Below are 20,199 nucleotides of genomic sequence, written 5' to 3'. Positions count from 1 at the left end.
TACTATACGCTTTCTAGTTAAATGTAGTGCGGCTAGCAATTTGTGAAGGTACCCAGCATTCATGGGTTAAAACTAGGTGACGCAACCGCGTTGCGGTAGAATTTTTTGGCTTGCGGTATTCCCTGGATAGCCGCTGCGCGGCAATCCAGGGCTGAGTTCCGTAACCGCTTCGCGGTACCCATTTACCGCAACGCGGTTCTGGAACATAGCCCACGGGTTGGAGCGCAGCGAACAACCCTGGGAAAAAGGGCAAAACCAAAGAAATCCTACTCCAACGGAGTTGCGGAATCTCTTGGTAAACTGGGTTAAAAAACCGCGCTATGATTACTTGCGGTTAGTATTAGTTTTCGATTAGCCCACTCTTCGTTGTTGCCATTCGATTGCAAACATCCACAGGATCAAAGACAATATCACCTGCGGAAACTAAGAACTTCCACAACATTGCCACAACAAACAGTAAAAAGGGGCCGCTCATGCGTTGGCAAAAATTGGGGTTGGCGGGGATGCTCTGGGTGATTGCGCTTTCTGCGCCGGGCTTTGCCGGGGGGGCCATGACCTATGATCTGCGGTTTGAGGATGGGACCCGTGTCAAACCAGCCCAGGTCGGCAGCTACATTGTCAAACTATACGCGGTGATCGACCGGGGGGATGACACCTATGAAAATGATTCGATTACTGGCGGCTTGGTGAATATCTATAGCGAGAACACCGGCGGCGGGTCGGTTGTGCCGGGGACCAATAGCGGTGTCACCGCGCGCAGCTTGCCGGGAAGTCCGGAATTGCCGACGCCGAATTTGAGCTTCGCGACAAACAGGGATACAGCCGGGGACTTACAGCGTGATATGAATGGTGTCCTACCGCCTAATTCCAATTTGGCGGAAGTGGTTTACGTAACCGATGGCATTTTAGATTGGGGGGCGGATGAGCGCTATATTAATGCGGGTGGCAATGCGAGTATCACAAATCCTAATTTAGCAAATTACTTTCAAGGAGGAATAATCCCACCAGTCCCTCCGAGTACACAATCAGGGGTGACACGTTCCTACAACTGGAGATTTACTCAGCCATTTTTTCCAGGAACAACACTCAATGACGGAATCTCGCAAGCATCGGTAGTCCGTCCCAATGCCTGGGAAGTTCTGATTGGCCACTTTACAATCACGCTCAACGCAGTTGCCCCCGGTGGAACGACTAAATTTACGCCATTCTCCTATCATCGGAATCGTGCTAATTCCCAAGCGCCTTCTCCTGCGGGAGGAGCAAATTACAGCCAAGATGGCTCTTTTTCAAATAGCTTACCCGGACGTATCAATGAGCCCTTCCTCCCCGGCTCGTTCACCGGCGTGGAATTTATTCCCGAACCCGCTCCGCATCTCTGGCTGGGGTTGCTGTTCCTTATTGCGATCGTTTTTCCAAGGTTGCTACGGACCAAATCCACGGTAAAACAGTAATATCAGTGCATTTCAGTTGAACAGGCGGCAGGGGAATGCGCGGAGCGTTACAAACGAATTACCCCGTGAGACTTTGTGTTATCTCGGCGTCTCCGTGCTAAAAATCCCTCTGCTTCCTCTGCTCCCTCTTGTTCAAAATCTGAATTCCGAGATTTGAAATTGGTGATAAAATAAATCAGTTTGCCATCCCACAAACTCACTCTTCGTTACCTTCGTTAACTTTTGTAAAATTCTATTCTTTGAACAGGAGGTAGCGGAGAGAGCAGAGAAATACAGGAATTGAAATCTCTGCTCCCTCGTGTTCAATATCTGAATTCCGAGATTTGAAATTTCAGAATAGCAGCCATCAGAGTCTATCTTAGTTACCTTCGTTAACTTTTGTTAAAATACCTTGAACCAAGCAGTGGTGCGAGCGGAGTAAAACCAACAATCTTCTCCGTGAGGCTCCGTGTCGACTCCGTTACTCCGTGATAAAATCTCTTCGTGCACAATTATCATAGCTCTCTTCTCTCCCTCCCCCAGCAACTCCATGCCGCAATCGACTTCTTGGTATGCCCTGCCGCGGTATTATGACATCGCCATGCAAGGGGAGACCGCGCTGGAGGCGGAGTTTTTGCCATTGGCATGGAAGCGATACGCCCAGCGTCCGGTGCGGACGGTCCTGGAACCGGCGTGCGGCACGGGGCGGCTGCTGACGGAACTGGCCGCGCGGGGGTATCGCCTGCGCGGTTTTGACCGACAGCCCGAAATGGTCGCCTACTCAGCTGACCGTTTGCGCCGCCACGGCTTGCGGGGGAGCATCAATGCCGGAGATATGGCGGATTTTTCACTATCCCGGCCGGTCGATGCCGCATATTGCCTCTTGGATAGTTTTCGGCATTTGTTATCGGAGCAAACGGCGCTCGCCCACTTGCGGTGCATGGCGGCGGCGGTGGCTCCGGGGGGAATCTACACGCTGGGCTTGCACCTGTTGCCGCCGGACGCCAGTCTGGACTGCACCGAGCGCTGGAGTGAAACCGCGCGGGGGACGCGGGTCACGACCACACTGCGGGTGGTTGCCGCCAGCCGCAAGTTGCGCACCGAGCGACTGCGTATCAGCATGTTGATAAAACGCCGCACACGCGCGGGGGTGGAAACGAGCGAGCGTTATCGAGACGAATTTGACTTGCGGCTCTATACCGTCGCGCAGCTAAGGCAGCTTTTAGCCAAGGTCCCCGAGTGGGAACATGTGGCGACGTACGACTATTGGTACGAACTGGACTCGCCGTTGCCGCTGGATAACCGCTTAAATGACGCAGTGCTAGTCCTGCGCCGGCGGAAAATGGGAATGTAGAGAATTTAGCGTTCGCGAAAGACGATCCGCCCTTTGGTCAAATCATACGGCGAGAGAGCGACTTTGACCTTATCCCCCGGCACGATCCGAATAAAATTTTTACGCATCCGGCCCGCGACATAGGCCGTGACAATATGCCCCCCATCCAGCTGCACATGAAAGCTGGTGTTGGCCAGGGCTTGTAAAACAACCCCTTCGAGTTCGAGGGCTTCTTCTTTTTCCGCCATAAGCTCCGCGGGCAATTCCCAATAAAGCAGGGTTAAATATCAACGAACTCGGGGCTAGCCAAGTTTGGGTACTTGGTGGGGGCAAAATACATTGACCAGCGGCAGTTACCAATTTCGCTGGCCAAAAAAACAACGCCGCTGGCAACTGTTAAGTACGACAGTGACAACAGTGAATAGCGCCAGCGGCCCTGATAACTACCCGACAAGTATGCAATGCTCCCGCCTCAAGTCCTTGCATTATAACACTTAACGGGCAAACGTCCAGCGGTGTCAAAGCGCTCCCGGGAAGCGAAGTTCATCGGGGCAAAAGACGTTTTGCAGAGTCGCGGCGAATGCGAAAACCATCAAAAACCGGGTGGGTGTTTGCCAAAGCGGGGCCGACCCGTACATTGAACAAAGGGCCCTGGCTCTGCTGTGCCGGGGGTTAAAGACAATTTATTGTTAATTCGTGCCCAAAAGCCATGCAAAATCCGTACGAATCTCCGCAAGTGACGTCCGACCGGCCGCGCCGCTGGCTCATGGTGACCGTCATTTTGTTCCTCTGGTGCGTGTCGGCGGCCATCGGCGGATTTTTATTGGGCATGACGGTCTATTTTTTGATACCCGGTTTTGCACCGTTGCGGCAAAGTCCGTGGTGGCAAGTGGCTGGCACCTTCGCGATCGGGGGGATCGTCTTGGCCCTGCCGATTGGCTGGCAACGGACCGCGCGGCTCAACCGCAAATTGCACGACATCCATCACCGCCGCCAGGAATTGCTGGATCAACTACGCAAATCCGGCAGGGAATAAATTTTTCTGGCGGAAAGTTCACAAATTGGCAGTTCACGAAGCCTACTGTCCTGATAAGCGCAGATCAGCGCTAATTCGTGGCAAAAAATTACTACGAAGTCTGTTTTGTTTTCCCGCATCAGACAGTGGAGCACTAAAATGACATTATACCTGTGTTGGTAATCAACAATGATCAACCTTTCCCCATCCGTTATGCGTTCCTCCGTCATTTCCGTCTCGCGACTGACAAAGACCTTTGTGTCCGGCTGGTGGAAACCCCGTCTCGTCCCGGCGTTGGGCGGCGTGACCTTGTCCGTTTCCCGGGGCGAAATTTTTGGCCTCCTGGGGCCCAATGGCGCGGGAAAAACCACCCTGATCAAGGTGCTCTTGGGCATTGTGCGCAAGACCGCTGGCCAAGCCGAAATCTTGGCCCTACCCGCCGGGTCGTTGGCCGCGCGGCGGCGGATTGGCTACTTGCCGGAAAATAACCGCATTCCCCGCCACCATACCGCCGCGACCGCACTCGAATACTATGGCGGGCTAAGCGGACTCTCCCCCCGACAAGTCAAAGAACGCCAGCCCGCGCTACTGGATTTGGTCGGCCTGGGCCGCTGGGCCGATACGCCCGTCAGACAATTTAGCAAAGGGATGCAACAACGCTTGGGCCTGGCACAGGCGATTCTTCATGATCCCGAACTAGTCATCTTGGACGAACCGACCGATGGCGTGGATCCCGTGGGCCGGGCGGAATTGCGGGATGTGCTGCTGCGGTTAAAGCAAGCGGGTAAAACGATCTTTCTCAATAGTCATCATTTGCAAGAGATGGAATTGGTCTGCGATCAAGTCGCGATCATGAACAAAGGGGAAGTCGTCCGCCAAGGAAGACTAGCGGAGTTGACCGCGCATTCCCAATTACGGTTAACCATGCGCGGTAACGTGGCGGCCGTACAGCACATCCTGGTTGAACTGGGACACGGAAAAGCCATGGACCAGCTTGGCTCCGACGTGCCCCGCTCATCCAGCGAGACAAATTCAGCCGAATCCACGCCACCGGCCCCCCTTGCCTCCACAATTATTTCTCATTCCTCCGAACAATTGACGGTGAACTTGCCGGATCTGCCCCAGGCCGGTTTAGATCAGATCATCGACGCCTTACGCGCGGCAAATGTCAGCGTGGTCGAGCTAACACGACACCGCCAGACCCTGGAAAGCACGTTTTTGGCCGCGCTGGAAAAAACATAATCCCCCCACTCAGCCAGCCGCTTCACGCGGGGCGGCATACCCCTGGTTGGGGGCGCTGCCGATCTTTTACAACATCGACATTCCGGTTTTATGCGTCCTTATTTGGCCATTTTGAAAGATTCCTTTCGCGAAGCGCTCGCCTCGCGCGTGCTGTGGATCTTGCTCTTGATTACCGCGGTGGTGCTGGCTGGCTTGGCGGGTTTTGGGCTGGAGGAACGGGCCGGAGCGTATTTTGCACCCAGCGATTTATATGATCCGCTGGGACTGGCCAAGTCCTGGCAGACCGCTGGCAAACGGGGAGAGAACACCCCCGCGGGGGTGATATGGCGAGCATTGGACGAGGATGCCCGGGCGCGTTTGGCGGATTTGCTGGCGACGAATGCGCCGGCCGAGCGATTTGTCGATCCGGTGCAGGGAATTCTCAATCGACTGTTGCAAGCGCGGCAGTTAGATCAGCAACGCGCGTGGCCGCAAGAGCGCCTGGATGCGGAGGCGATGGATTTGTTGCGTGAAGGGGCGGAGCATCTAAACGCGGTGGAGCTAGCGCGGTTGAATCGGCTGCTATTAGAAGCGGCCTTTCCCCGCGAACTGGCTCCCAGCCGCGAACGGGAACTCTTTATCAATTACTACGGATTAGAGATTCCCACGGGGGGCTTGCCGCTGCTCCGGCGGGATTATCTGATCAAAACCGCCGCTGGCATCATCAGTAGCTTCTTTCTAGGATTTCTCGGCTTGTTCGCGGGCCTGATCGTCACCTCGGCCCTCATTCCCCAGACCTTTGAACCCGGCGCGGTCGATTTACTCCTGAGCAAGCCAATAGTGCGCGTCGGCCTGTACCTGACCAAATTTGTCGGCGGGTGCATGTTTGTGCTGTTGAATACCCTGTTTTTGTTAGGGGGGTTGTTTGTGCTGGTGGGGCTGCGGCACGGAGTGTGGATGTGGACGCTCCCCTTGTGCGTGCCGGTCTTTTTATTTTGGTTCATGGTGTTTTATTCGGTCTCCGCGCTGATCGGACTGTGGTCCCGAAACGCGATCGTGGCGGTGACGATCACCATTTGCCTATGGGGGGTCTGCGCGCTCCTGGCCTTTGTTAAAAAGAGCGTCATCGAAGGGGCGCTGTTGGATCCCACCCGCTTAGTGCAAGTGACCGCCGTCTGGGGTGAATCCTCCGCCAGCGAGCCAGGGGAATTATTTTCGCTAGCGGAATCCGGGCAGGTCTTTCGCTGGAATGTCGAAAACCGGCATTGGGATGAAATCCTCTTGCCTGACAACCCTCGCCGCCTGCGCGCCGGAGGCGGAAGCGCGGTCGAGGCGGGACCGCTCTATCACACCGCCACCCAGCGCTTGATCCTGGCGCAGCGGACCGCCCGTCGCTGGAATAGTTGGGTGGGGGGGGGAACGCCGCTAATCTATGGCGGGCCCGAAGACCAGTTTCGCCGCCACGAAGGCCCCCCCGCACCCGCCGGAGCGTGCCACTTGGGCCAGGATGCCGAAGGCAACCTACTGGTGGTCGGAATGAACGGCCTCTGGCGGCATCCGGGTAATTTTGCCACGGTGGCCACTCCCGAAAAACGCGGGGCAAAAATCCTCGGTGTGGAAATCACCCTTCCCAATTTTGCCCAGGGGACTCCCGCTGCGGAATTTACGTTGCTCACGCCCACGCAAACCTGGGTTGCCCCAATCTCTGCGGCAAGTAACCCGACAGGGACCATCTGGGCCGTATTTCAGCGGGGACGATTGCAGGTATTTGAACTGGCCACCAGTGGCCTGAACGAGGGGCGGTATGTGGAAACGAGGCAGCAGGCATTTTCCGGTCATGAACAGGGTTTGGTCGCCTTGGCGGATAAGACGGTGTTAATTGCCTTGGACGATGGGCAAGTGGTGCGCTGCGACCTGCCGACGTTGCAGCGGGTCTCTACCCAGACGCCGGTGGCGGGCGTGCCGGTGCGATTTTTAGAGGCCGCGCCGGATGGCCAGCGGGTGACAGCGGTATTGCACGATCGCAGTTTGTGGATATACGAGGTGGCGGCGGACCGCTGGACCAGGGCCCCCGTGTCCGGGCAGGGGGACATCTCGGCCGCCAGTTGGGATGCCGCGGGGCAATTATGGGTGGTGGACGCCTGGCACCGGGCGACGCGCTATCAAGTGCCAAAATGGACGTCCTCCACCGTGGTTCAGAACGACGCGCATTGGCTAGAGTTATTGGATTTATATCTGCTCCGGCCGTTGTATGCGTTTTTGCCCAAGCCCGGCTCGGCCGATGCGCTGGTCAATTATTTGCTAACCGATCAGCAGACATCCTTACGGGGTCAATTGACCGGCGGGCTGCGCGCCACGCGCGAACTGACCCAAATTTGGGAGCCTTTAATCTCGCACGCGGTTTTTTTGGCATGCATGCTGGGCCTGGGCTGTTGGTTTATCCATGTGCGTGATTTTTAACTGGGAATTGTCCCTAATTTAGGTAAAGGGATCTTGTTGGTCCCTGTGGTCGCCTTGATCCCCGGTAAGATGCGCGCTAGCATGATTGGTGGCGTCAATGAAAGCGTATCAAATTTTTTACAAATTCAAGATAAATAACCATGCCAAATCGACAAGGAGAAAAACGCGGCGGTGTTGCCAGAATGTTGGGGGCATCCGCAGCCTGCGCGGGATTATGGTGGGCAATAGCAGCGCCCTGCGGGGCGCAAGATAACGACAAGCCGGGCCCCTCCGCGCCATCCCCTTCCGCCGCTATTACCATTCCTCCCGCCCCCGCGCAGCCAGCGGCGGGGGATAAATCGTTGCCAAAGCCCAACCAGGGATACTTGGGCAAGTTGGTGATCCTGCACACCACGCTGACTCCAGCGTATGGCCAAGGGGGAGAAAAAAAATATCCCTTAACCATCGGCACGGTGCTTCAGGTCCATGACGAGCGCCTGGTGGACGGCACATTATACTTGCAGACGCGCGGCGGAGTCTTAAGAGCGCAGGATGTGCTCTTGTTAGAGACCGCGGTGGAGCAGTTGTCACAGCAAATTGCGACAGCGGCGGAGCAACAACAGCCCGCGGGCAAGCTGCTGCACCTGCGGGGCCTGGTCTATCATAAACAGGGCAAGTTTGACCGCGCGGGAGAGGACTTTACCCGGGCGATCGTGGATGCGACGCCGCCCCCCGCGGAGTCGCTGCTGGCCCGCGCGGAAGCGCGCATCGAGGCCCATAAACCGGACGAAGCCCTGGCCGATTGCGCGGACCTCTTGGCGGCCAACCCCCAATCCGCCCCGGCGCTGACCTTGCGGGCCTGGGCGTATTACTCCCTCCAAAAATACGATGACGCGGCCAAGTCCGCGGCCAGCGCGGTGGAGTCCGATCCGGGTTATGATTTGGCCTATTTGATCCGGGGCTGGATCGCCGATGCGCGGGGCGAAACGGCGGCGGCCATGGCCGACTTTGAAAAAGTGTTGCAGCTGAATCCATTGTCCGCCGCGGCGAGAAACAGCCTGGCCTGGATCAAGGCGACCAGCCCCGAGGCAAAATTTTATGATCCGTCCAATGCGCTGAAGCTAGCGCAGGCCGCGTGCGACTGGGACGCTTATCGGAATCATGCGTTTTTGGATACCTTGGCCACGTGTCAGGCGGCGAATGGCGACTTTGCCGCGGCGATCAAAACCCAAACGGCCGCCATCGCCGCGGCCCCCGCGCGCGAACAGGCCGACCTGCAAGCGCGGTTAAAATTGTTTCAAGAGCGCCGGGCGTATCGAAAGTAGCATCACACACGAACTCCAAGGTCCCTTTTGCGGGAATCTTGGTTATCCGCCAGGAAAAATACCCATGTCCCTCGAGAAACCCGTCGTGGTCTATCGGGCCTTAAATAACATTCAGGCCCGCATGCTCAAGCAATTTCTCGAAAGCGAGGGGATCAACGCATTCGCCATCGAGGATGTCACCAATATCTATCAAACCATCTGGGGGCCTGGCGTCGCCACCCAACTCTATCGACCCAAGGTGCTGGTCGACGCGGCCGACGCCCCCCGCGCCCGACAACTCCTGCGCGAATTTGAGGCCACAGCCCAAAACTCCACCCCCGGCCCCAACGCCCTGGATGATTCCGCCTGGGTGGATGTGCTGTGTGATCAATGCGGCGAAATCGCCTCTTTTCCACCGGATATGCCTCCCGAGCAGTGGTTGTGCCCGCATTGTGACAATACCACCGTGCTGCCAGATGATTCCCCCGATCTAGAACGAGATTAACCTACTTTAGCGCGGACTGACATGGCCCAGGTTTTTGACACGATTGTGATTGGCGGAGGAGGTATGGGCTCCGCCGCCGCCGCCGAACTGGCCGCGCGGGGAGAACGCGTGCTCGTGTGCGAGCAATTTCCGTTAGGGCATCATCTGGGGAGTTCCCACGGCCACACCCGCATCATCCGGCAGGCCTATTATGAGCATCCCGACTATGTCCCATTGTTGCTGCGGGCCTACGAAAGGTGGGCCGAACTGGCCGACCACGGCGGGCAACAACTGCTTTTTCCATGCGGACTGCTAAGCATTGGCCATCCGACGGGCGAATTGATCCAGGGGATTCAGCGTTCCGCCGCAGAGCATCAGTTGCGAGTCGATCCCTACACCGCCGGGCAAATTCAACAGCGCTGGCCGCAATTTACCATTCCCCAGGAACACGTGGGCCTATTTGAACCCGCGGCCGGATATTTGCTGGTGGAGGAATGCGTGCGCGCGTATCTGCGATTGGCCTCCGCGCGGGGCGCGGCGCTGCTAGAGAATGAAGCCGTTATTTCCTGGCGGGCGGGCCAAACGGATGTCTCCGTCCGCACGATCCACGGAGAGTATCACGCCGCCCGGCTGATCATTACCGCCGGGGCCTGGGCCGGACATTTGTTGGCGGGGTTGGGTCTGCCGCTAACGGTGATGCGGCAGCTTTCGCATTGGTTTAGCCCGCCGCCGGGGGGGATGTGGACAGCGGATCATTTTCCATGCTACATGGTCGAAACCCCCGCTGGCGCGTTTTATGGCTTTCCCCATGTGGACCAGCGCGGGCTTAAGGTGGCCCGGCACTATGGAGCGCGGGAACTGCCCGGGCCGGAATACGTGGACCGCGCGATTGACCCGGTGGAGGCTAGTCCCGCCCAGGCGTTTTTTGCGCGGTATTTGCCGCACCTGGCCGCGCAACCGTATGAGAGCGCGGTCTGCCTGTACACGCTGACGCCGGATCGGCATTTTGTGATCGACCGGCATCCCCAGTGGCCGCAGGTGGTGCTGGCGGCGGGATTTTCCGGTCATGGGTTCAAGTTTGCCAGCGTGGTGGGAGAAATCCTGGCCGATCTGGCGTTAACGGGCAAAACCGCGCTCCCCATTGGCATGTTCGCCATGAATCGCTTTGCCGGGGAGAGGTGAGTCGCGGTCGGTATCGATCATGGTGGCATTCTCCTCTTGGGATTGCGGTAGACTCCACCTTTAAGCAACTGTTGCCTTTATAAAGACTGGAACAAGATTTTTTAAGCCTGTCACTTGCTAGTCATCCACTTCTGGTCGGACCTGCCGGGAGATTGCCGGGAATGACTCGCGCTTGTCTAGGAACTGTTTCCATCCATAGAGCGGCTTAGGCAATTTATTAGGGCATTGTAAATTGCACGCCATACTTTTTAGCTTGAGCCACAGCCTTAGTAATGTCATCCGGTGTGATCACAGGGGCGACCTTCGAATCGGGCGTGGCGGCCTTACCAATGTCGAGAAACCATTGCTCGAATCCACCGGGCGTGTAGGTTAGCAGCATCCGTGTTGGTTCATCTGACACATTTTTGAAGTAGTGCTGCACGCCCCGTGGCATGTGGACGAAATCACCAATCTTTACGTCGTACTGCTTTCCACCCAGCCATGCCCTTAATTTGCCTTCGAGAACGAAGATAGTCTCGTCTTCTTTTGTATGCGTATGGGGAACGGGACCTGCTCCCGGTGGAATAAAATCCTCAAAAACGGAATAGGCGCCACCTGTATCCGCAGCCGTGACCATGACAGTGACAAGAACACCCATCGCCCAAACCTGAGTACCATCTCCCTTGCTGACGATTTTGGGTATGCCTGAGTTTGGCTTATCTGCACCCTGAGCAAGGGCAAACTGAGGCAAGATAGATGCGGTAACAATTCCGCTTGCGGTGTTCGTCAAGAACGTGCGACGGTCACCCATGAAGACTGCTCCTTATTCAACCGAAAGTTTTTGATCGGATAATCGAAATACAAAATTCATGCATCCATCATTCAAGAGCCAAGGACTGATTGAGAATGTTCTAGCACCTGATCGATGAAGTGGGTCATTTTCGGCGATTCGGGTTGCTTCTATGAGAGATGAAACATTATAGATCAACAGGCCGTCTCCAGACCATGAATCCGGGTCTTCGTTAAAAAGCGGACCCGCCATGAAAAGTGTTCCATTGGCCTCCAGTGTTCCCAGGTATTCTAAGTGAGCTTGGATATTTTCCTTAATCGGAGCGAATCCTCCTTTTGCCTTGGAGGTAACGACGTAAAAAAACTTCCGGAGCCGCCCCTCGCTGGCTCTTAAAGCATCGATAGCGGACTTGTTTTCACGCATAAACGTCACCTTAACTTTGGTTGGATACTTGGCAAAAGATCGCCGAACAGAATTCCCAAAAGTTGCTCGCCTTCGGGTCGGCTCCAGTCTTGAGCAAGTTCGGCAATGAGCGTGTTTGTTGCCGTTAGCACGACGCCTTCACGCTCCATTCGACGTCGAGACATTTCTTCCGACAAATCGAATGGTGATCCCGAGGCATCCATCACGGCCTGAACAAAAAATCCTTCTCGTACGGCACTAATAGCTGGAAAAACCAAGCAGACATCAGTCGTGACCCCAGCCATAATTAGATGTTGTCGATTCGTGCTTCGCACCGCAGCGACGAATTTTGGGTCATTCCATGCGTTGACGGTTCCCGCACGCCGGACACGCTGCTCAAATTCAACTTGCAGCATCGTTTGTAGTTCCGGCATAAGCGAGCCCTGCACATTGTCTTCCTGCGAGCTAGTGAGAATGATTGGCATTCCCAGGATTTTCGCTGTCTTGGCTAATGCCAGTGTGTTGCGCCGGACCAAATCAAGAGGCAGGTTCTTAATCAGTTGCATTGTGCCCACTTGATGATCGATGAGCAGCAACGCCGCACTGGAGGAAGAAAATGTCGGATCAAGTCGAGACATGATACGGTTCCCGCAAAGGTTACGAATCTAGGAATGGATAATCAGTGTAGCCCTTTTCATCACCCCCGTAAAACGTCGTGGGATCGGGGGTATTTAGGGCTGCTCTCTTTGCGAATCGATTTGGCAGATCAGGGTTGGCAAGAAACAACCGTGCAAAGGAAACGAGGTCGGCATCGCCACGGGCCAGCACGGCCTCGGCCTTGGCCTGATCGTAGTCCTGATTGACAATTAACGTGCCTTCAAAGTACGGGCGGAATACACTGACTGGAATAGCCTTACCGCCATGCCGGAGGTCGGAGGCACTCGCTTCCATGATGTGAACATAACCGATACCCATTTTGCTCAAGGCTGACACGGCATGCGTGAAAGTTCCCACGGGGTCGCTGTCTCGCATTTCGTTGTAGGTGTTCGACGGAGATAACTTGACTCCCACGCGATCCGCTCCCCAGACTTCCACCGCGGCAGCGGTTACTTCCAGCAAAAACCTTGCCCGATTCTCGACCGAGCCGCCGTATTCGTCCTGACGCCGGTTCGTACCATCTTGAAGAAACTGATCGGGCAAATAACCGAATGCTCCGTGAATCTCCACGCCGTCGAATCCGGCCTCCTTGGCATTTTTCGCCCCTTGTCGGTACTGATCCACAACGTCAGGAATCTCGGAAATCTCCAGCGGACGTGGGACCTCGAATGGCACACCCCCATCGCCTCGGAACTGAAGCGTCTTTCCATTAATTGCAATTGGCGAGGGAGCAACCGGCAGTTTGCCATTGTGAAAGAATGAATGCGAGACCCTTCCGCAGTGCCAAAGTTGGAGGAAGATTCTTCCGCCAGCATCATGGACGGCTTTGGTAACAAGCTTCCAGCCAGCGACTTGCTCCTGGGAGTAAATCCCCGGCGTTAAAGGGTAACCGATACCTTGCGGGGAAACCTGAGTTCCCTCAGCCACGATGAGACCTGCCGAAGCCCGTTGCCGATAATACGTGGCGTTGAGTTCTGTGGGAATCCCCTGCTCCCCGGATCGGCTCCGAGTCATCGGCGACATCACCATGCGATTGGGAAGTTCGATAATGCCAAGACGGCAAGGGGTCAAAAGATTGCTCACAACTGACTCCTTTAAACTTTGGTCAGACTACAGTCTTCTCAATCTGGCCAAATTAGGTTATGGTCAGAAACGTGTCAATTAGGAACTTTTTGGTGCCATAGGCACTTAATGGAGACCAGAAATGGATAAAGTCCATGTACCATTGTGCATTCTCGATGAAAACTGTCCACTAAGGCAAATGTTCGATTTAGTGGGAGATCGCTGGACGAGCAGCGTTTTGTTTGTAATTGGCGAGGATGTGAAACGGTATAGCGATCTCCAACGACAGATCCCAGGTGTCAGTAAGAAGATGTTGACGCAAACATTAAGGAGACTGGAACAAGCTGGTCTCGTCTCCCGTAAAGTTTACCCCGTCGTGCCGCCAAGGACGGAATACCGTTTGACGGCGCTTGGAAAAAGCATTTTGCAACCGGTGACTGCCTTAGCGGACTGGGCAGTGAAGCATCAGCGTGAATTGAGACTCATGCGAAAAAAGGATAGTGCCAAGGAGTAGACCCATTTCTAACCGAAGTCCTATTAGTCAATCGCTAACGTGCATTTTGTGCAGTTGATAACGTTCCATGTTTGACTGGTTATTCAAAGAAAGAATATCTTTATTCTTACTATGTATTCCGTCGCCCCGCTTCAGGCTTAAGTTTCTATTGCTCGTATTCAAGGGAATTGGCTGCACTAAGATTTCCGGAGCCGCTGCACTTCGGCTTCTAGTTCCGCGATTCTCTCTTGCAGTTGCTCAATTACCGGCGCTACTTGCTTTTGTGAAAATCGCTTGTGAATGTGCTGGGGACAGTTCACGTCCCAAGCCTCAATCTCAAACAGGATCGCCCGCTCGACCTTGCCGGGATACAAAGGATCGCGCAGGCGCTCCAACAGCGCCGGATCGTTTTCCACCACGCGGGCCTGGCCCCAAAGCTTGATGCGGCGGCTCTGGGCGTAATCCATCAAAAAAATAAACGCCCGGGGATTGTCGCGCAAATTTCCCAACGTGATGTACTGGCGATTGCCGCCGAAATCGGCAAAGCCCAAGGTACGCTCATCCACTGGCTTGAGAAAGCCGGGCGAACCCCCCCGATACTGGATATAGGGTTGCCCTTCGGCGTTCGCCGTTCCCAGATAAAACATATCCAATTCCGAGAGGAAAGCTTTCAGTTCCGGGGTCACGGTGGTCTGCCAGCTCCCTCCCTGTTCCATCCGGGCATAGCTTGCGCGGGAGCCTTTTTCGGTTTGAATGGCTTTTACCGCGGGGGTAAACGCAACATCGCTGGAATAATCATACATGACGAAAATCCTAGGAAAAAATACAGGGGGGCGGAGCGGAAAAATCCCGGTAAAGATTCGTCGTTCCGCCATCACCCCCCGGATCGTCTTACGGCAAAAAAATCGCGAGGGTCAAAGCGAGTGTGACTCATAGTTATAAATTCGAGTTGCGCAAATCAGCCGCTAGGCGCTAGCTCACGGTTCATTGTACTCCCACCGCGGACTAGCGACCTCTGGTACAGCTAAAACTAATTGTTGACACAGCACTAGCGCGAAAGGGGAGGTGCCGGCGGAAAATCGACGGGAACCCGCGTCACGCCGTGCAAATAGTTCGTGATCACTTTGTCTCCAATAGTGATAATAATGTCGATGACGTTCTCCCGGGTATAACCCGCCTCGAGCAAGGCCCTGGTCTGTGATTCAGCAGGTTTGCCGCGTTGCTCGGCAACCTCTTTGACAAACGCCGCCAGGGTTTGCAGGCGCGCGTCAAAAGTCACAACTCCCCGGCGAATTTCCAACACTTGCGCGTCGGTGAACCCCGCCTTTTTTCCTAGGATCGTATGGGCCGCCAGGCAGTATTCGCAGGCGTTGACCTGGCTGACAACCAGATTGATCACTTCGCGCTCTTTGCCGCTGAGCGACGACTTCCGGTTTTGGAGCGCAAGGTAATCGCCAAGTGCCGTCGGACTATGGGCGAATGTCGCGTACAGATTGGGAACCATTCCCAATCCGCTTTGAAGCTTGTCAAAGATCGCGCGATTTGACTCGGAAACATCAGCGCGGGCGGGGACGGAAAATAGATGGGACGTGGACATGGTACTGTTCTCCTCAAGCGAAAAAGTGGTAATGGAGTGACAAGGCGGAAAATTCAACCTGATCACTGAAATAGGGTATGCAACAGGAACTGGAACGGATTTTGCTATTCTTGCAACTCACTTGACCAAGGGGATTCCCGCGTCAGCGGCGGGCCGCGGTCCCGGGGCTGGCCACATAAACTTCCGATCGATGATTTTGATCGGCACGTCGTTAATGCTCGCCTCGCGACGCTGCATCAACCCATCGTCGTCAAATTCCCACAGTTCGTTGCCATAGGCCCGAAACCATTGGCCAGTCGCATTGTGGTACTCGTACTGAAAGCGAACGGCGATGCGGTTGTCTGTGTAGCTCCACAGCGACTTGGTAAGGCGGTAATCGAGTTCCCGCTCCCATTTATGGGTCAGAAACTCTCGAATTTGATCCCGGCCACGTAGGAACTGATCCCGATTTCGCCATTCCGAGTTTTCGGAATAAGCCAGAGCCACTTTATGCGGGTCACGGGTGTTCCACGCATCTTCGGCGACGCGGACCTTGGCGGTTGCGGTTTCCAACGTGAAGGGTGGGCGGATAATGGTCATGTCAGGCTCCTTAATCTGGATATAAACAGGAGGAATTGCCGGGGACTGGGGCATTCCAGTTCCCCGGTCAATTCGTGACAAGCTTAATGCGTCGAACAAGCGGCAGTGCCGCAGGTCGTCGTCGAATGGGCAGCGACCGGTTCGGCCCTGGGTATGTCAAGTTCCGTGTCGGCCACGTTATTCAGGAAGTTCGTCAAGCAGCCCAACACCACACTGGCCACGATCTCCACGATTTCAGCATCGTCGTACCCAGCCTGGCGGACGGCGGCGAGTTGCAGATCACTGACCTTGCCCCGGCTTTCCAGCACGTTATGGGCGAACGCCAGCGCCCCCTTGGTGCGCTGGTCCGCGGAATTGCCGGTGCGACCCGCCAAAATGTCGGCGGCGGATAGACCCGCCGAAGGAGCCACGGCGCTGAGGATCGACGTGCAGTAATCGCAGGAATTCGTTTCGCTGGTCGTAAGCTTCACTTGGTTGTGCAGTTTAGCGCCCAGCTTGGCTTGACCCATGGCCGTGCTAAAGGCAAGAAAACTATCGAGGACCGCGGGGGAATTGGCCATCACGAGGGCGGTGTTGGGAATCATTCCAAAGGCTTGCTGCACGGTATCAAGCAGTTCCTTTGTGCGGCCTTGGGCGAGTTGCGGGTTGACGGAATTGAGGCGTTGCATGATTTTTCTCCAATGGATAGGACACGGGGGTTGGTGGTGTCGGGCAATGTGCCCGACACCGCGTTAAGGGACAGACAGGTCTGTATGATTCGCTTGCAAAGAAGGAAGCGGGTTATTTGTTCAATTGCTTGCCCAGAAACTCGTGCATCAACCGGGAAATCTGTTCGCCATCTTCTTCGAGGGCAAAATGTCCTGTGTCGAGCAGGTGGAATTCCAAGTTCTTTAGATCTCGTTGGTAAGGATGCGCACCGGCGGCGGGAAAAATTTGGTCGTTCTTTCCCCAGACAATCAGTGTCGGCGGTTGGTGCTTGCGCAGGTATTCCTGCCATTTCGGATACAAGGGGGGATTGCTGCCGTAGCTGTGGAACAGCGCCAACTGAATCTCTTGATTACCGGGGCGATCCAAAAGTGGTTGGACATGCCTCCAAGTGTCTGGACTGATCGTTTCCACGTCGCGGACACCGGTGGTGTACTGCCACTTGGTGGCTTCGAGCGTCAAAAGCGAGCGCAGTCCGTCCCCTTTGGCCTTGCTACGATCTTTCCAATACGCCTTGATTGGTTTCCAAAAATCGTTGTCGATCCCTTCGTCATAGGCATTGCCATTTTGCACGATCAGGGCTTGCACGCGCTCCGGGTGCTTCACGGCCAGACGAAAGCCGACCGGAGCGCCGTAATCCATCAGATAGAGCGAATACTTTTTCAGGCCAACCTGCTCGGTGAATTTCTCGATCACGCTGGCCAAATTGTCAAAGGTGTAATCGAACTCATCCACAGATGGGGCCGAACTGTAGCCAAAACCGGGGTAGTCCGGGGCGATGACATGGTACTTGTCTGCCAAGGCGGGAATGAGGTTGCGAAACATGTGCGACGACGTCGGGAATCCATGCAGCAACAGGATGGTGGGTGCGTCTTTGGGACCAGCCTCGCGATAAAAGATATCCAGGCCGTCGATCTTCACCGTGCGGTGAAATACTTGCGCAGTCGGTGCCTGCGGTTCTTTGGCCTGGGCGGATAAGCCCCACGACACGAAAACGGCGACAACCAGGGGAAGGGGATACTTTCTGAGCAGGTTCATGATTCAGTCTCCGGGGAAAGGGTTAAAATATAAACAGACAGGTCTGTTTATTGAAATGTAAAAAACTTTGGTTAGTTTCTCTGGGCCTGGGCTAACAAAGTCACGGCTGCTTCCCTGGCCGTATCTGCCGGTTTGGATGATTGCTGTATCACGGCGGTTACAATTGCCCCCTCTACCAGCAAGGCAATGGCCGGAGCCATGGTTTCCGCCAGTTTTTCTCCCGCGACCAGGGCCACGGTTTGCTTTAACATGTTATGGAACCGGTCTTTGTGGCAGGCGGCAAACTGTGAGCCTGCATGCTGGGCGTCAGCCAGTTCCACGCGGGCGTTAATGAACATGCAACCGCGAAAGCCGGGGCTTTCGAACCATTCCTTTAAGGCCGCAAAAAAAGCGTCCAATCGGTCCAGTCCCGCCGCCAAGTGCCGTTCCTGCCAATTCTGGAACATGGCGTCAAACTTTTGCTCCCGGTACTGCAGGACAGCCAGAATCAGGTCGTCCTTGGACGGAAAGTGGTTGTAGAGCGACATTTTCGCCACTTCCGCGGCGGCAATGATGCGGTCGATCCCCACGCCCCGGACACCTTCGGCGTAAAACAGCCTTTCGGCGGTTTCCACAATCCGCTGGCGAACTTCAGGTTTGTTAGTTGTCTTGCTCATGCCTTAAATATACAGAACAGTCTGTATATCGTCAAGGGGGAGTGAAAAAATTTTCTAAAAAAGTCCACCCCGCATCACGATCTCCCCCCGGGAAAAGCACCGACTGGTGCGGTTTGCGCAGAAACTGGGCGGAAAGGTGCTGCGGCAGCTCACGTCCATTGTGGTCCCGAGCACCCTGTTGGACTGGATTCGGGCGGAAAAGAGGGGTGGAAAAAAGTCGCCTGTCAACCGTGGCCGACGCCGGACCCCGGAACAAATCCGCCGTCTGATCCTGAAACTGGCGAAAGAAAACCAATGGGGCTACACCCGTATTCTGGGGGAACTTAAGAAACTCGGTATCCACTCGATCTCGCGGAATACGGTCAAACGCATCTTGAAAGACGCCGGCCTGGAGCCGGGACCGAAACGGGGCGAGGGAACGTGGGATGAGTTCCTCAAACAACACGCCTCGTCGCTGTGGCAATGCGACTTTTTCTCCAAGCGCATTCTGACAGCGCGGGGGATTCGGGATGTGTTCGTGCTGGCGTTTTTGCACGTGAAAACGCGCCAAGTCATCCTGTCGCCGGCGACTTTGCACCCCGATGAAACTTGGGTTGTCGCCCAGGCCGAATCGTTTGTTAAGCAGGCGCGCGACAAGGGGCTGCCGATCAAGTACGTGCAGCGCGATCGCGACTGTAAGTTCACCAAATCGTTCGACGCGCAACTGAAAAGGAGCCGTGTGAAAACCATCAAGAATTCCTACCGCTCTCCCAACACCAATGCCTTTGTAGAGCGGTTCATTCAATCCATCGAACAGGAATGTCTGGACCGGTTCTTGGTTTTTGGGACGCAGCACATGGATCATGTGTGCCGCGAGTACCTGGCTCATTACCACGATGAGCGGCCGCACCAGGGAATCGGGATCGAGAATGAGCTTCTGATTCGCGCCAAGCAACCCGGTCGGCCGAAGACCATACAAGTCCCCATCGAAAACCAGATCGTGCCGCTGGCCGAAGTTCGGTGCCGGCAACGACTCGGTGGGCTGTTGAAAAGTTACAGCCGCCGCGCGGCGTAGAATCTCTTGAGCATGGTCTCTTTTCAGCCATATAACCGCGCTACCGGTACGCGCAATGGATGAAAATCCATTCCCGGATGGTTCTTTTAGTGCTGGTTGCTGTCGTTTTGTTGCAATCTTCGTCACAGGAACTTCAGTTTTCACTAACCATTTTTGTTGCAAAAGTCACGCGACTATTTTTGGCACAGGGCGAGAGGTATATCTCTTGACATTTCACACTCGCTCAAGTCGAAACACGATGTCATCAAAGTCATCGTCTGCAAATCCATCATTACATTGATACCGTCGGCCGTTCGGTAGTTCCTCAACAATCATGGCTGCACCGTTGTGACCTCTCTGTAGGAGTCCATTACCAGTATCCCATATGTTCATTACCAAACATTCACCTTTTTGAGAGTGAACTTTAAGAACTACCTCACGGGGAGACGTGTCCTGCCAAAGCACAATCTCCGCAGCCGTTTGTTTGTTTACCTCAAACGTTCCGTCTGTGCTAAGGTGAATACCTTGTCGCCAATTGCTATGAACACTTTCGAAGATCACCTTGATCTCTTGTCCGTCATTTACTTGCAATCGATCAAACAGATTGACAACTTGTCCGTCATAGTCAACTGGACATCCATTTGATTGTTTGAAAAATCTTTCGAATACAGCCATGGTTTTTCCTATCGTCGAAATGGGTCCAGTGCACGATGTTGGTCTGGTGTTACCGGAACGAAATCAAATAAGCCTCCCTCACATTGGGGAGGAGTGTGATGCAGTTCCATACTTTCCCAGCCTCC

Annotated in this window: 22 protein-coding genes; 10 read left to right on the top strand and 12 right to left on the bottom strand. The window is 55.0% G+C overall.

Annotation, left to right across the window (positions count from 1 at the left end; genetic code table 11):
- Positions 1–473: 473 nt before the first annotated feature.
- Positions 474–1,451 (top strand): hypothetical protein, encoded by a 978-nt coding sequence (locus SFX18_01885; protein MDX1961872.1) that lies wholly within the window; start codon positions 474–476, stop codon positions 1,449–1,451.
- 529 nt (positions 1,452–1,980) lie between these two features.
- A complete protein-coding gene (locus SFX18_01880) occupies positions 1,981–2,784 on the top strand; it encodes a class I SAM-dependent methyltransferase (protein MDX1961871.1) in 804 nt (267 codons plus the stop codon).
- Positions 2,785–2,789: 5 nt separating this feature from the next.
- Here SFX18_01880 and infA read toward each other — a convergent pair whose 3' ends face one another.
- Positions 2,790–3,011 (bottom strand): translation initiation factor IF-1, encoded by a 222-nt coding sequence (gene infA / locus SFX18_01875; GenBank protein ID MDX1961870.1) that lies wholly within the window; start codon positions 3,009–3,011, stop codon positions 2,790–2,792.
- 461 nt (positions 3,012–3,472) lie between these two features.
- On the opposite strand from infA, the gene SFX18_01870 reads away from it, so the two are divergent.
- From SFX18_01870 to solA, 6 genes are all read left to right on the top strand, one after another.
- Positions 3,473–3,799, top strand: a complete 327-nt coding sequence (locus SFX18_01870) for a hypothetical protein (protein ID MDX1961869.1) — start codon at positions 3,473–3,475, stop codon at positions 3,797–3,799.
- A gap of 192 nt (positions 3,800–3,991) precedes the next feature.
- A complete protein-coding gene (locus SFX18_01865) occupies positions 3,992–5,020 on the top strand; it encodes an ABC transporter ATP-binding protein (protein ID MDX1961868.1) in 1,029 nt (342 codons plus the stop codon).
- A 90-nt stretch (positions 5,021–5,110) separates the two neighbouring features.
- A complete protein-coding gene (locus tag SFX18_01860) occupies positions 5,111–7,459 on the top strand; it encodes an LpqB family beta-propeller domain-containing protein (protein ID MDX1961867.1) in 2,349 nt (782 codons plus the stop codon).
- A gap of 140 nt (positions 7,460–7,599) precedes the next feature.
- Positions 7,600–8,763 carry a tetratricopeptide repeat protein gene (locus SFX18_01855; GenBank protein ID MDX1961866.1) on the top strand — a complete coding sequence of 388 codons (1,164 nt, stop codon included), beginning with the start codon at positions 7,600–7,602 and terminating at the stop codon, positions 8,761–8,763.
- A 64-nt stretch (positions 8,764–8,827) separates the two neighbouring features.
- Entirely contained in the window at positions 8,828–9,247 is a 420-nt protein-coding gene (locus SFX18_01850) for a DUF2007 domain-containing protein (GenBank protein MDX1961865.1), read from the top strand.
- A 21-nt stretch (positions 9,248–9,268) separates the two neighbouring features.
- Positions 9,269–10,408, top strand: coding sequence for an N-methyl-L-tryptophan oxidase (gene solA, locus SFX18_01845; protein MDX1961864.1), 1,140 nt, complete (start codon positions 9,269–9,271; stop codon positions 10,406–10,408).
- Positions 10,409–10,625: 217 nt separating this feature from the next.
- Here the strand turns inward: solA and SFX18_01840 are convergent, their stop codons facing one another.
- The 4 genes from SFX18_01840 to SFX18_01825 are packed head-to-tail and all read right to left on the bottom strand — an operon-like array spanning position 10,626 to position 13,319.
- Positions 10,626–11,198 carry a quercetin 2,3-dioxygenase gene (locus SFX18_01840; protein MDX1961863.1) on the bottom strand — a complete coding sequence of 191 codons (573 nt, stop codon included), beginning with the start codon at positions 11,196–11,198 and terminating at the stop codon, positions 10,626–10,628.
- A 12-nt stretch (positions 11,199–11,210) separates the two neighbouring features.
- Complete coding sequence (locus SFX18_01835) at positions 11,211–11,600, bottom strand: YciI family protein (GenBank protein ID MDX1961862.1); 390 nt, start codon at positions 11,598–11,600, stop codon at positions 11,211–11,213.
- Positions 11,601–11,605: 5 nt separating this feature from the next.
- Positions 11,606–12,217 (bottom strand): isochorismatase family protein, encoded by a 612-nt coding sequence (locus SFX18_01830; protein ID MDX1961861.1) that lies wholly within the window; start codon positions 12,215–12,217, stop codon positions 11,606–11,608.
- 19 nt (positions 12,218–12,236) lie between these two features.
- Positions 12,237–13,319 carry an alkene reductase gene (locus SFX18_01825; protein MDX1961860.1) on the bottom strand — a complete coding sequence of 361 codons (1,083 nt, stop codon included), beginning with the start codon at positions 13,317–13,319 and terminating at the stop codon, positions 12,237–12,239.
- 121 nt (positions 13,320–13,440) lie between these two features.
- Between SFX18_01825 and SFX18_01820 the strand changes: the two genes are divergently transcribed.
- Positions 13,441–13,812 carry a helix-turn-helix domain-containing protein gene (locus SFX18_01820; GenBank protein ID MDX1961859.1) on the top strand — a complete coding sequence of 124 codons (372 nt, stop codon included), beginning with the start codon at positions 13,441–13,443 and terminating at the stop codon, positions 13,810–13,812.
- 176 nt (positions 13,813–13,988) lie between these two features.
- On the opposite strand, the gene SFX18_01815 is transcribed toward SFX18_01820, so the two are convergent.
- The 6 genes from SFX18_01815 to SFX18_01790 all read right to left on the bottom strand — a co-directional run bounded on the left by SFX18_01815 (position 13,989) and on the right by SFX18_01790 (position 18,366).
- On the bottom strand, positions 13,989–14,594 hold the full coding sequence (locus SFX18_01815; GenBank protein ID MDX1961858.1) for a pyridoxamine 5'-phosphate oxidase family protein: 606 nt from the start codon (positions 14,592–14,594) through the stop codon (positions 13,989–13,991).
- Between the two features lie 245 nt (positions 14,595–14,839).
- Positions 14,840–15,388: a carboxymuconolactone decarboxylase family protein gene (locus tag SFX18_01810; protein MDX1961857.1), complete on the bottom strand. Its 549-nt coding sequence runs from the start codon at positions 15,386–15,388 to the stop codon at positions 14,840–14,842.
- Positions 15,389–15,505: 117 nt separating this feature from the next.
- Entirely contained in the window at positions 15,506–15,967 is a 462-nt protein-coding gene (locus SFX18_01805; GenBank protein MDX1961856.1) for a nuclear transport factor 2 family protein, read from the bottom strand.
- An 83-nt stretch (positions 15,968–16,050) separates the two neighbouring features.
- Positions 16,051–16,635, bottom strand: a complete 585-nt coding sequence (locus tag SFX18_01800) for a carboxymuconolactone decarboxylase family protein (GenBank protein MDX1961855.1) — start codon at positions 16,633–16,635, stop codon at positions 16,051–16,053.
- A 112-nt stretch (positions 16,636–16,747) separates the two neighbouring features.
- On the bottom strand, positions 16,748–17,710 hold the full coding sequence (locus SFX18_01795; protein ID MDX1961854.1) for an alpha/beta hydrolase: 963 nt from the start codon (positions 17,708–17,710) through the stop codon (positions 16,748–16,750).
- A 71-nt stretch (positions 17,711–17,781) separates the two neighbouring features.
- Positions 17,782–18,366 carry a TetR/AcrR family transcriptional regulator gene (locus SFX18_01790; protein ID MDX1961853.1) on the bottom strand — a complete coding sequence of 195 codons (585 nt, stop codon included), beginning with the start codon at positions 18,364–18,366 and terminating at the stop codon, positions 17,782–17,784.
- A 106-nt stretch (positions 18,367–18,472) separates the two neighbouring features.
- Here SFX18_01790 and SFX18_01785 point away from each other — a divergent pair, with 106 nt between their 5' ends.
- Positions 18,473–19,420, top strand: coding sequence for an integrase core domain-containing protein (locus SFX18_01785; protein ID MDX1961852.1), 948 nt, complete (start codon positions 18,473–18,475; stop codon positions 19,418–19,420).
- 213 nt (positions 19,421–19,633) lie between these two features.
- Here the strand turns inward: SFX18_01785 and SFX18_01780 are convergent, their stop codons facing one another.
- Positions 19,634–20,074 (bottom strand): hypothetical protein, encoded by a 441-nt coding sequence (locus tag SFX18_01780; protein MDX1961851.1) that lies wholly within the window; start codon positions 20,072–20,074, stop codon positions 19,634–19,636.
- Between the last annotated feature and the right edge of the window lie 125 nt (positions 20,075–20,199).

It is taken from the genome of Pirellulales bacterium, from assembly GCA_033762255.1.
Taxonomy (GTDB): domain Bacteria; phylum Planctomycetota; class Planctomycetia; order Pirellulales; family JALHPA01; genus JANRLT01.
This window is presented reverse-complemented; position numbering and strand designations above follow the sequence as displayed.